Origin of the sequence: Mycobacterium sp. (genome assembly GCF_052144515.1) — a bacterium.
GTDB lineage: Bacteria > Actinomycetota > Actinomycetes > Mycobacteriales > Mycobacteriaceae > Mycobacterium.
Genome location: NZ_JBKQQD010000149.1, coordinates 1 through 12,545, shown reverse-complemented (window position 1 = coordinate 12,545; position 12,545 = coordinate 1). Strand labels below are relative to the sequence as shown.

Genomic DNA, 12,545 nt, shown 5'->3' with positions numbered 1-12,545 from the left:
GACACTGGGCGAACCAGGATGCCCCGCGGTGAACCGACGGACCTTCTCGACGGCATCGCAAGCCGCGGCGCGGAACGGCAACCACCCCCATCCGCACATCCGGTCGGCGGCGACGAACAGCGAACTGCCCGCGGCATCGGCCGCATTGCCCAGGTCGCGAACGAACCGCTGCAGCCGGGCGAGTTCGTTGCCTTCGGTCCCCGCGTCGGGATACCACACGACGATCGCCAGGTGATGCCATCGGATCGGGTAGCCGAGCGCGTCGGTTGCCGCATCGACGTCGATCGTGCTCTTTGCGGCCAGAATCTCCCGAACCCGCAGAGCGCGAACACTGTTCTGGTTCTCCAGCCATCGCTCGCGTTCGCCTTCGTACACGACGACCACCTGCTGAGAAATCCAGTCGATGTACTCGAACAGCATCGCGCCGATCGCCTCGATGACGGTAAGACGTACCGATGGCTCGATATCGAGCGCGCGTACTTCGCTGAACACGATCTCGTTCAGCCGGCGCTGGCCGAGACGATAAGCACGGATGAGCGCGTTGACCGGGACGCCGCGTTGCGCCAGCCGTCGCGCGTATTCGAGTGCCGCAGTTGGTGCCTCGACACGTTCCACCGCGATGTCGTGCCGCAATGAGTGCACGATGGTGTCCACGTTTCCCTCGACGCTGGCGCCGAGCAGCTCGACCAGGCCCGCGTCTCCCCGCAGCTCGGGGATGTCGTCTTCCAGGGAACGGCGGATCTGCGAGGCCACCTCGGCGAGTCGATCGTTGAGCCGGGCTGCGGTCTCGGCGACGTAGCGGCTCACATCGACTTTGTTGTTGACGCGCGAATTGCTCACCCTACGACGGTAGATCCTCCGGTTACTGCTTGGTGCGCAATTGCATGTGCGGACTTTGTCTTCGGGTGACAAGAGCCGGACGCTTCTTCATCGAACGACGACGGTGTCAAGCCTCACGCCGATTCGTAGCGTTGTCGCACATCACGTCGCGGCCGCCAGGCAGCGGCAAAGTATTCGGGCCGGCACTAGCACGATCGCGCCGCCGTTGAAAGGGGACATCCGTTGACCGTGATCAGCACTGACTTTGCGCCCGACGACACCGAGCTCGACGCCATGGAGATGGACCTGCTCGCCGCCGACTGCGACATCGTCATCCCCGAGGACGTCGAGGTCGCGGAAGCGGCCACCGGCATCAGGGGCCTCGAGGTCCGCGGGGTCGGCCTGACCATCGAGCGCGGGCGCACCCTGCTGGACGATGTGTCGTTCTCTGCGCAGCCGGGCACGCTGACGGCGGTGATCGGGCCCTCGGGTGCAGGCAAGTCGACTCTGGCGAAGGTGATGGCCGGGGCGATGCGGCCGACCCGGGGCGCGGTGTCCTTTGAGGGCCATGACATCCACGGCGCGTACGCGGCGCTGCGCAGCCGGATCGGGATGGTGCCCCAAGACGACGTGGTGCACTGCCGGCTGACTGTCCAGCAGGCCCTCGGCTATGCGGCCGAGCTGCGGCTGCCGCCGGACACCGGCAAGGAAGACCGCGACCTGGTGGCCGCTCAGGTGCTCGCGGAACTCGAGATGACGGATCACACGCAGACCCGGGTGCACAACCTGTCCGGCGGGAGCGCAAACGCGCATCGGTGGCGCTGGAGCTGCTGACCGGCCCGTCGCTGCTGATCCTCGATGAACCCACCTCGGGGTTGGACCCGGCGCTGGACCGGCAGGTGATGACCATGCTGCGCAAGCTCGCCGATGCCGGCCGTGTCGTCGTCGTCGTGACCCACTCGCTGACCTACCTGGATGTGTGCGATCAGGTGCTGCTGCTGGCCCCCGGCGGCAAGACCGCGTTCTGCGGGCCCCCGTGCGAGATCGGCGCCGCGATGGGCACCACCGACTGGGCCGACATCTTCACGCAGGTCGGCGCCGACCCCGACGCGGTGCACCGCAGCTTCCGGCAGCGCGCCACAGCTCTGCCCGCCCCAGCGCAGTCCGACAAGCCCGCCCACCCCGGCAAGCCGGCGCGCACCAGTGTCTGGCGACAGTTCTCCACGATCGCGCGCCGCCAAGTGCGGCTGATCGTGTCCGACCGCGGTTACTTCGCGTTTTTGGCGGTGCTTCCATTCATCCTGGGCTTGCTCTCGCTGGCCGTGCCCGGGCACGTCGGATTCGGCATCCCCAATCCGCTCGGAGACACCCCCGACGAGCCGGGCCGGATCCTGGGGCTGGTCAACATCGGCGCGGCATTCATGGGCATTGCGCTGACCATTCGCGACCTGATCGGCGAACGCGCGATCTTCCGGCGCGAACAAGCCGTCGGGCTGTCGACGTGGGCGTATCTGCTGGCCAAGATCTGCGTGTATTGCACCGCAGCAGTAATTCAGTCGGCGGTCTTGACCGTGATCGTGGTGTGTGGCAAGGGCGCACCGACCCGGGGTGCGGTACTTCTGGGCAGTTCCACCGCGGAATTGTTCGTCGATATCGCCGCCACCTGCGTTGTCTCGGCCATCCTGGGCCTGGCGCTATCGGCGTTGGCCCGGTCCAACGAGCCGATCATGCCGATGCTGGTGGTCTCTGTGATGGCGCAGCTGGTGTTCTCCGGCGGCATGATCCCGGTGACCGACCGGCTGGTGCTCGACCAGATGTCGTGGGCGACACCGGCCCGCTGGGGTTTCGCCGCCGCGGCCTCGACAACCGACCTATCCCTGCTCGAACCCAGGCCGCTGGGCCCCAAGGACCCGCACTGGATACACAAGCCGTCGGCGTGGCTGTTCGATATGGCCATGCTTGCCGTCCTCAGCTTGTTCTACGCCGGCTTCGTACGGTGGAAGATCCGCCTGACCCACGGGTAAATGAGACGCGCCGTCCAGCCGCTATCGAGCCCGAGCGTGGCCCCGTGCGCGTGGATCTGCGCGATGTCCACCCATGGCCCTTTGGGCGGATCCCCTTGCGCCAGGCAGGTTTTCGGACTATCCGCGGAAATCCACCTCGTGCAGGTCCACGACCGCCTCCGCGTTTTCTCCACACTCGCGCCAGCAACTAACCCCGTCCCCACAGGCAGCCCGGGGATGTCCTCTATAGGGAGCGACCGATAGCCGTTTGCACCGTATGTCGATTGCGGCGGCCGCGCTGTCTTCAGAGGACAACAGCCAGACCTATCTTCATCGGTTAACGACGATGTCGCGGCTCACTTGAACTCCTACCTTTGTCGCATGTCACCTTCCCAAACCCATCCAGGAGCGCACATGAACCTGCGGGCACTGCCCGAGTTGCGGGCGGCAAAGGATCCCGAGAAGCCTGCTGTCGCCGACGACGACATCAGCCTGACCAACGGCCAGTTCCTGGAGGCGGTGCGCCGGGCGGGCGCATCACTTCGCCAACTTGGCGTATCGCGCGGCGACGTAGTGGCGATCATGCTGCCCAATACGGCCAGCTTTGTCGTATCGCTGTTCGCGGCGTGGCGCTTGGGTGCGACGGTCACGCCTATCAATCCCTCGCTGCGACCGGCAGAAGTGCAGTATCAGCTTGCCGACGCCGACGCCGAAGTGTTGATCGTCGACACCGTGCCCGAGTTCGAAACCGGCGGACGGCAGGTGGTCATCGCCAGCGACTTGACAGCGCAACCCGCCGACGGGCCGCTGTACCCGGCGCACCTTGACGACGACGCGCTGGCGCTGTTGATCTACACCAGCGGAACCACGGGCCGGCCCAAGGGCGTGATGCTCGACCACGCCAACCTGATCGCGATGTGCCGCAACGTAATCGACGTGTTCGCGCTGACCGGTGCCGACCACAGCCTGCTGATCCTGCCGCTGTTTCACGTCAACGGGATCGTCATCGGCACTGTTTCGCCGCTGCTGGCCGGAGGGCGCATCACCGTCGCCGGCCGATTCAGCCCCAAGACGTTCTTCAGCAGGGTCGAACAGAGCGGCGCCACGTATTTCTCAGCCGTGCCCACGATCTACACGATGCTGTCCGGGCTGCCCGAGGACGTCAAACCCGACACCTCGTCGGTGCGGTTCGCCATCTGCGGTGCCGCGCCGGCCAGTGTGGAGTTGTTGGAGCGGTTCGAATCGCGCTACGGCATCCCGATTATCGAAGGCTACGGTCTGTCGGAGGGATCGTGCGCCAGCACCGTCAATCCGTTGAACGGGAAGCGCAAGGCGGGCACCGTCGGACTGCCCTTGCCCGGCCAGACGATTCGGCTCGTCGACGCCTCCGGGCGACCGGTAGCCGACGGCGAGGCCGGCGAGGTGGTGATCAAGGGCCCCAACGTGATGCGCGGCTATCTGAACCGGCCGGAGGAGACCGCCGAGACGATCGTCGACGGCTGGCTGCACACCGGAGACATCGGGCGCTTCGATGAGGACGGTTACCTGGTGCTGGTCGACCGGGCGAAGGACATGATCATCCGCGGCGGGGAGAACATCTACCCGCGCGAGATCGAAGCGGTGGTGCACCAGTGGCCGCAGGTAGCCGAAGCCGCGGTCGTCGGCCGGCCCAATCCGGTCTACGGCGAAGAGCCGGTGCTGTTCGTCTCGCTGCATCCCGGCAAGCAAATCCAAGTCGACCTGATCCGCGAGCACCTGCACGAGTCGTTATCGAAATACAAACTGCCCGTTGAGATCACGATCCTCGACGAACTGCCGAAAAATGCCGTCGGCAAGCTCGACAAACGCAGTTTGCGGCAACGGCTCGCCATAACCCACTGAACCCAACCACAACCATCCACCACTCACCCAACACACATATAGGAGAGCAGACATGAGCTTCACCAAACCCGAATTCCCCGACGTGGATCCGGACACCTTCCTGCGCAAGCCGCTGATGGAGCGGATGCGCATCCTGGCGCTGAACTGGGCCGAGAACGGCTTCGGATCGCCACGGATGATTCACACCATCTACATCACCAAGCTGGTGCTGTTCTACGCCCTGGGCGCGATTCTGGTGGCCACGCTGACGTCGGGGCTGCCCGCGTTTTGGCACGTCTCACAGTGGTGGAACCAGCCCATCGTGTACGAGAAAACCATCTTGTGGACGGTGCTGCTTGAGCTCTTGAACGTGGCCGGATCGTGGGGTCCGTTGGCCGGCAAGGTCAAGCCGATGACCGGGGGCATCCTATTCTGGGCGCGCCCGGGCACCATCCGGCTACGGCCGTGGAAGTGGGTGCCCTTCACCGCCGGTGACCGGCGCACCCGTTTCGACGTCGCACTGTATGTCACGCTGCTGATCAGCGTCGCGGTTGCGCTGTTTTCGCCCGGCGTGCACAGTGATTCGCTGTCGGCGGTGATGCCCCACAACACCTCCGGTTTGGTCAACCCGGCGCTGCTCATCGCGCCGATCTTGCTGCTGGTGTTGATGGGCCTGCGCGACAAGACGGTGTTCCTGGGCGCACGCGGCGAGCAGTACCTGCCAGCGCTGATCATCTTCGCGGTGTTCCCGTTCACCGACATGATCATCGCGCTCAAGCTGCTCATCGTGGTGGTCTGGGTGGGCGCCGGGGTGTCGAAGTTCGGCAAGCACTTCGCCAACGTCATCCCGCCGATGGTCAGCAACAGCCCGTCGGTTCCGTTCAAGTGGGTCAAGAGGGCGCACTACCGCGACTTCCCGCGCGACCTGCGCCCGTCTCGGGTGGCCGACCTGATGGCGCACGCCGCCGGCACCACCGTCGAGATCATCGCCCCGCTGATCCTGCTGTTCTCGCCGTGGCCGTGGCTCACGGTGCCTGCCGCGGTGCTCATGGTGGCGTTCCATCTGTTCATCGTCTCGACGTTCCCGATCGCGGTGCCGTTGGAGTGGAACGTGCTGTTCGCCTACGCGACGATGTTTTTGTTCCTTGGCTTTCCGGCCTGGCGCGGCTTCGCGGTGACGGACATGTCCTCACCGTGGCTGACCGTGGCGGTGGTGGCCGCGCTGCTGTTCTTCCCGATCCTGGGCAACTTCCGTCCCGACAAGGTGTCGTTCTTGCCCTCGATGCGCCAGTACGCAGGCAACTGGGCCTCGGCGGTGTGGGCGTTCGCTCCGGGGGCGGAGGCCAAGCTGGACAAGGTCACCCGCTCCGCGAAAAACCAGCTCGACCAGTTCATCGAGTTTGGCTACGAGCCGCAGTGGGCCGAGATCACCCTGCAGTCGACTCTCGCCTGGCGCACCATGCACAGCCAGGGCCGCGGCCTGTTCTCGGTGCTGCTGAAGAACCTGCCCGACATCGACACCCGCATAGTTCGCGAGGCGGAGTTCACCTGCAACTCGCTGATCGGGTTCAACTTCGGTGACGGACACCTGCATAACGAAGACCTCATCGCCGCCGTGCAGCGAGAGGTCGGGTTCGAGCCAGGTGAGCTGGTGGTCGCGTGGGTGGAGTCGCAAGGTTGGGGCAGCAAGGTCCAGCACTACAAGGTCATCGACGCCGCGCTCGGCGTAATCGAGCGCGGCACCTGGAAGGTCGCCGACGCTGTCGCTGAGCAGCCCTGGCTGCCCAACGGCCCGATTCCCACCCAGGTCACTTGGGCGGCGCATAAGGCACCGGCAGTGCAGGCCGTGATCCACAACGGACAGGTTCACAAGGAAGGAGTCCTCGCGTGAGCACCGCGATCGTCGTGGGGGCCGGGCCTAACGGCCTGGCCGCCGCGGTGACCCTGGCCAAAGCCGGCGTGCAGGTGACCGTGCTAGAGGCAGCCGACGAGATCGGCGGCGGCACTCGCAGCAGCGAGGCGATCCTGCCGGGCCTGCTGCATGACCACTGCTCGGCGATCCATCCGATGGCCGTCGGCTCGCCGTTTCTCACCGGCCTCGACTTGGGTCGTTACGGCCTCTCGTGGCGGCTACCCGAAATCGACTGTGTCCATCCGCTCGATGGCGGCAGCGCTGGAGCGCTATACCGCTCGGTCGACGACACCGCGGCGGGCCTGGGTCCCGACGGGTCACGGTGGCGCGCGCTGTTCGGCTGGTCGTCGGCGAGGTTCGATGCGCTGTCCGAGGACATCATGGGCCCGCTGTTGCGGCTCCCGCACCACCCGATGGTGCTGGCGCGCTTCGGTGCACCGACGGTGCTGCCGGCGTCGGCCCTCGCCCAATGGTTTCGTACCGCTAAGGCGCGAGCGTTGTTCGGAGGTGTCGCCGCACATGCATTCCGGCCGCTGCACTATCCGATGACCTCGGCGATCGGGCTGGGCATCATCACCGCCGGCCATCGCCATGGCTGGGCGGTGGCGGCCGGCGGCTCGCAGTCGATCACCAACGCGCTGGCGTCGCTGCTGGCCGATCTGGGCGGCAAGATCGAGACCGGCACCCGCGTCGCGGCAGCCTCACAACTGCCGCCGGCCGACGTGACGATGTTCGACCTGGCGCCCGAGGCCGTCGCCGGCATTCTCGGTGATCGCCTGCCGGCGCGCGTGGCCCGTGCCTACCGGCGCTTCCGGCAGGGCCCGGGGGCGTTCAAGGTCGACTTCGCCGTCGAAGGCGGCGTGCCGTGGACCAATGCCGACGCCCGTCGGGCCGGCACCGTGCACGTCGTCGGCTCGTTGGCCGAGTTGGCGGCCAACGAACGCGACATTCACGCCGGGCGCATGCCCGAGCGACCGTTCGTGCTGGTCGGCCAGCAGTATCTGGCTGACCCGGGGCGCTCCGTCGGCGACGTCCATCCGGTGTGGACGTATGCCCATGTGCCAAACGGCTACAGCGGTGACGCCACCGCGGCGATCATCGCCCAGATCGAGCGGTTCGCGCCGGGATTCCGCGACCGCATCGTGGGCCACACCACCCGGACCACCACCCAAATGGCCTCGTACAACGCCAATTACGTCGGTGGCGACATCATGACTGGTTCGAAGGATATCCGCCAACTCACGTTCGGGCCGCGAATCACGCTGTCGCCGTACAGAGTTGGCATTCCGGGCATGTACATTTGTTCGGCGGCCACCCCGCCGGGCCCGGGCGCGCATGGCATGTGCGGTGCCAACGCCGCCCAATCCGCGCTACACGAGCTCGGCCAACGGTGACCGACTCGATATCGAAAATCACTGCAAGATTCCACGATTAGGAGACACCACCCATGACAACAATTCTGGAAACCGAGCAGCTGGCCATGAACGCAGCCGCCACACCCAAGCTGGCCGGCCGGGCGGCCTTCGTCACCGGCGGCACCCGCGGTATCGGCGCGGCGATCGCGCGCAGCCTGGCTAACCAGGGCGCCACGGTCGCGGTGGGCTACAGCCGCAATCAGGAGAGCGCCGAACGGTTCGCCGCCGAGCTGACCCGGACCACCCGCCGCCACGGCACCTTGGCATCGGCCCATCAAGGCAACGTCGGATCGGCCGCCGATTGCCGCCGCACTATCGCCGAAGTGATCGAAACCCACGGCCGGCTGGACATCCTGGTCAACAACGCGGGCATCACCATGGACAAGACGGTCGCCGCGATGACCGAGGAGGATTGGTACACCGTGCTCGCCGTGAACCTCTCCGGTGCGTTCTTCATGTCCCAGGCCGCGCTGGCTCACATGGTGCAGCGGGGTTCGGGGCGCATCGTCAACGTGTCGTCCGTCGTCGGTGAGACGGGCAATATCGGCCAGGCGAACTACGCCGCATCTAAGTCCGGGCTGTTCGGGTTGACCAAGACGCTGGCCAAGGAAGCCGCATACCAACTCGCAAAATCGGGCAAGCGCACCGATGACGGAATCGGCATCACGGTCAACACGGTCACACCCGGACTGATCGGCACCGAGATGACCGCCGGCATTCCCGAGAAGGTGATGGCGAAACTTACCGGCCAGATCCCCGTCGGCCGTGCGGGCCGGCCCGAAGAAGTCGCCCGCGTTGTCCACTTCCTGGCCGCCGATGCCTCGTCCTACATCACTGGACAAGTGTGGAGTGTCAACGGTGGTATGGACATGTGACCGGCCAGCAGCAATCTCATAGGCGCCCGCGCTGGTCGGCGATATGGTGAGTTATCAGTCGATCAATTGGAGGTGAATGGCCTCCAGGGTGAGGATAGTGAGCGTCGATGGCCGACGTCGATCCGCTTGCAAAGCAGCGGGATCTGATCGCTGGCATCGCCGCGGAACTGGGCCAGGCGGGATTTGACGACGTCGAAGAGATCGGGCATGGCGGCTTCGGCGTCGTTTACCGCTGCGCTCAGCCCATGCTGGACCGCGCCGTTGCGGTCAAGGTGCTGACCGCCGGTCTTGACTCGGACAATCTTGCCCGCTTCCTGCGCGAGCAGCGCGTCATGGGCCGCCTTTCGGGACACCCGCACATCGTGCACGCTTTTCAGGTCGGCGTACTGGACAGTGGCCGGCCGTTCATCGTGATGCCCTACCACGCCAAGGATTCGCTGGAGGTGGTGATCCGCCGGCACGGAACCCTCGACTGGCGCGAGACGCTCAGCATCGGCGTGAAGCTCGCGGGCGCGCTCGAGGTCGCGCACGGCGCGGGCATATTGCATCGCGATGTGAAGCCCGCCAACATCCTGCTGTCCGACTACGGTGAGCCGCAGCTGACTGACTTCGGAATTGCCAGGATCGCCGGGGCTTTCCAGACGGCGACCGGGTTGATCACCTGTTCGCCCGCTTTCACCGCCCCGGAAGTGCTCGAGGGCGCAGCGCCGATGCCGGCATCGGATGTGTATTCGCTGGGCGCGTCATTGTTTTGCGCATTGACCGGCCACGCCGCCTTCCAACGCCGCGCCGGCGAACAGGTGGTCGCTCAGTTCCTGCGGATCACCTCACAACCTATCCCGGACCTGCGTGAACAGGGATTACCAACTGAGGTGGCCGCGATCATCGAGCGGGCGATGGCGCGGGATCCGGCGGATCGTCCAAGCGCCGCAGCCGAGTTCGGCGACGAGCTTCGTGAGATTCAGCACCATAGCGGTGTCGCCGTCGACGAGATGGCCCATCCGGTCGACCTGGGCGTGGAGCGCCGAAAATCGCCCGCGTTCAAGCCTGTTCGCTCGGATTCCGCGACCACGCCCCCGACACCCGCGACGAAATACCGGCCCCCCGTCCCCACCAGATCACTGGTCGCTCGCAGCCGCGTCATCGATGTCCTTCGCGCTGGCGGACGGCGGCGGCTGATCTTCATTCACGCGCCCTCGGGGTTCGGCAAAAGCACGCTGGCGGCGCAGTGGCGCGAGGAACTCTCGCGCGGCGGTGTCGCGGTCGCTTGGCTGACGGTCGATGACGACGACAACAATGCGGTGTGGTTTTTGGCGCACCTGCTCGAGTCGATCCGGCGGGTCCGTCCCGCTCTGGCCGAGTCATTGGGGCAGGTGCTGGACCAGCACGGCGGCGACGCGACCCGCTATGTCCTGACCTCGCTCATCGAGGAAATCCACCAAAAAGACGACCGGATTGCGGTGGTGATCGATGACTGGCACCGCGTGTCTGACACTCGAACCATCGCTGCCCTCGGTTTCTTGTTGGACAACGGATGCCATCATCTGCAGATCATCGTGACGAGCTGGTCTCGCGCCGGACTACCCCTGAGCAGGTTGCGGATGCGCGATGAGTTGATCGAAATCGATTCCCGTGCTTTGCGTTTCGACATCAACGAGGCTTTCTCGTTCCTTAACGATGTGGGCGGCCTACAGCTATCGGGCGGGGATGTCGAGGCGTTGACCACATCGACCGACGGGTGGGCGGCTGCCCTGCGGTTGGCCGCGTTGTCGCTGCGCGGCGGTCGCGACGTGAACAGCCTGCTGGCCCGGCTTTCCGGTGCCAGCGATGTGGTCGGCGACTTCTTGGCCGAGAACGTATTCGACACCCTTGAACCCGATGTGCGCGAATTTCTGCTGATGACTTCGATCACCGAGCGCACCTGCGGCGGGCTGGCCTGTGTGCTAGCGGGCGCGACGAATGGGCAGGCGATGTTGGAACAGGTCGAGCAGCGCGGTTTGTTCCTGCAGCGGGTCGACGACGACCCGAATTGGTTCCGCTTCCATCACATATTCGCCGAGTTTCTGCGCCGCCGACTCGAACGGGACCACCCCGACCGGGTCGAAGAACTTCAACACACCGCATCGGTGTGGTTCGCCGAAAACGGCTACCTCAACGAGGCCGTCGACCATGCGTTGGTTGCGGGCGATCCTGCCCACGCGGTTGATCTCGTCGAGCTGGATGGCACAAGACTGCTCGAACAATCGAAAATGACCACGTTGCTCGGGATCGTCAAGAAACTGTCACCCGATCTGGTGATGGGGCGACCTCGGCTCCAGTTGGTGATTGCGTGGGCAAACATCCTGTTGCAACGTCCGGAGTTGACCGACGTCGCGCTGGACCGCTTCCAGGCGGCCCTGGGTCGCACGGACCTTTCCGAGGCGACACGGTCCGATTTGCGGGCCGAGGCGGACGTGGTGCGAGCGGTTGCCGAAGCCTTCGCCGATCGGATCGAGCGCGTAGACGATTTAGTGGCCGAGGCAATGTCGAGACCGGACACGCTGCATCCGTGGGTGCCCGGGGTCGCCGGAAATGCCGCCGCGTTCGCCGCGATCTACCGCTTCGACTTCGATGCCGCCCACCGGCTGCTTGAGCGTGCCGCGCCCTATCAGGAAGCGATGGGACCGTTCACCGCCGTTTATGGACGCTGTTTGGCTGGCATCGCCGCCAGGTATCAGCTCAACATTCGAGAGGCCCTGAAGAATTTCCGAGAAGCGTACGAGATCGCCATGGGCGTCGGACGCCACTCGCACGCGGCACGGCTCGCGGGTGCGCTTCTCGGCGAATCGCTCTACGAAACTGACGACTTTGTCGAGGCAGGGCGCCTACTGGATGAGGGCGATCTGCTGAGCTCCGACGGCGGCATTGTGGATTACCAGGCCGCCAGGTATGTGATCGGTGCTCGGATCAAGGCAGCACAGGGGGATCGCGGGTCCGCGGTCGAGCGTCTGGCCGCTGGCGCGACCGCCGCACAGCAGCTGCGGTTGCCGCGTCTTGCCGCAAGGATCAACAATGAGCGCGTCCGGCTGGGCATCGAGCTCCCGCAAGCGGTTGCTGCCGTTTTGCGATCGCCGCGAACCATCCCCCACGGCAATGGAATCGCCACGATGACAGCCGAACTCGACGAGGACTCCGGGATCCGCCTGTTATCGGCGAGCGACTCCGCGGCTGACCGGGAGCAAGCATGCCGACGGGCCGCTGATCTGGCCGCGGGAATCGACCGCGAGCGCAGACCTCTGGCGGCGCTGCAGGCACAACTGCTGCTCATCGAAACGCTCACGGCCGCCGGCCGGACAGCGCGCGCCCGAGAAGAACTGACGCCAGCCGCTGCCAAGTGCGCCGAACTCGGGCTCTCACGGCTGCTGGTCGATGCGGGACTCGGGTAGAGCAAATTCAGGGCCCGGTGTACCCCGGCGGGTTGACGCCGTCCACCCAGAAGTCGACGCCCAGTTCTCCACCGGGCACGCAGTTGTAGACCGACAAGTCGGTGACACCCGACTCCACCAGCACGTCCTCACACAGCAGGGTGTTGCCGGTGTACTCCCGGGCGGGCTTGTTGAGGATGACGTAGGCGGCGTCGGAGTACACCTCCGGCTTGCGGGCCCGGCCCATCGCCTCGTCG

6 protein-coding genes and 2 pseudogenes are annotated in these 12,545 nt (G+C 65.6%); 6 read left to right on the top strand and 2 right to left on the bottom strand.

Annotation, left to right across the window (positions count from 1 at the left end; translation table 11 throughout):
- Nucleotides 1–840 (bottom strand): PucR family transcriptional regulator (locus ACLP9N_RS09520; protein ID WP_442407172.1); only part of this gene is annotated, 840 nt, incomplete at its 3' end.
- Between the two features lie 345 nt (nucleotides 841–1,185).
- On the opposite strand from ACLP9N_RS09520, the pseudogene ACLP9N_RS09515 reads away from it, so the two are divergent.
- The 6 genes and pseudogenes from ACLP9N_RS09515 to ACLP9N_RS09490 all read left to right on the top strand — a co-directional run.
- A pseudogene (locus tag ACLP9N_RS09515) lies at nucleotides 1,186–2,843 on the top strand (ABC transporter ATP-binding protein/permease); the annotation flags it as partial.
- Between the two features lie 393 nt (nucleotides 2,844–3,236).
- Complete coding sequence (locus ACLP9N_RS09510) at nucleotides 3,237–4,703, top strand: class I adenylate-forming enzyme family protein (protein WP_442407173.1); 1,467 nt, start codon at nucleotides 3,237–3,239, stop codon at nucleotides 4,701–4,703.
- A 52-nt stretch (nucleotides 4,704–4,755) separates the two neighbouring features.
- Nucleotides 4,756–6,573 (top strand): DUF3556 domain-containing protein, encoded by a 1,818-nt coding sequence (locus tag ACLP9N_RS09505; protein WP_442407171.1) that lies wholly within the window; start codon nucleotides 4,756–4,758, stop codon nucleotides 6,571–6,573.
- Complete coding sequence (locus tag ACLP9N_RS09500) at nucleotides 6,570–7,988, top strand: phytoene desaturase family protein (RefSeq protein WP_442407170.1); 1,419 nt, start codon at nucleotides 6,570–6,572, stop codon at nucleotides 7,986–7,988. Before ACLP9N_RS09505 ends, ACLP9N_RS09500 begins: the two co-directional genes overlap by 4 nt.
- A gap of 53 nt (nucleotides 7,989–8,041) precedes the next feature.
- On the top strand, nucleotides 8,042–8,884 hold the full coding sequence (gene fabG / locus ACLP9N_RS09495; RefSeq protein ID WP_442407169.1) for a 3-oxoacyl-ACP reductase FabG: 843 nt from the start codon (nucleotides 8,042–8,044) through the stop codon (nucleotides 8,882–8,884).
- A 107-nt stretch (nucleotides 8,885–8,991) separates the two neighbouring features.
- Entirely contained in the window at nucleotides 8,992–12,309 is a 3,318-nt protein-coding gene (locus tag ACLP9N_RS09490; protein ID WP_442407168.1) for a protein kinase domain-containing protein, read from the top strand.
- Between the two features lie 7 nt (nucleotides 12,310–12,316).
- On the opposite strand, the pseudogene ACLP9N_RS09485 reads toward ACLP9N_RS09490, so the two are convergent.
- Nucleotides 12,317–12,545: pseudogene (locus tag ACLP9N_RS09485) on the bottom strand (SDR family oxidoreductase); the annotation flags it as partial.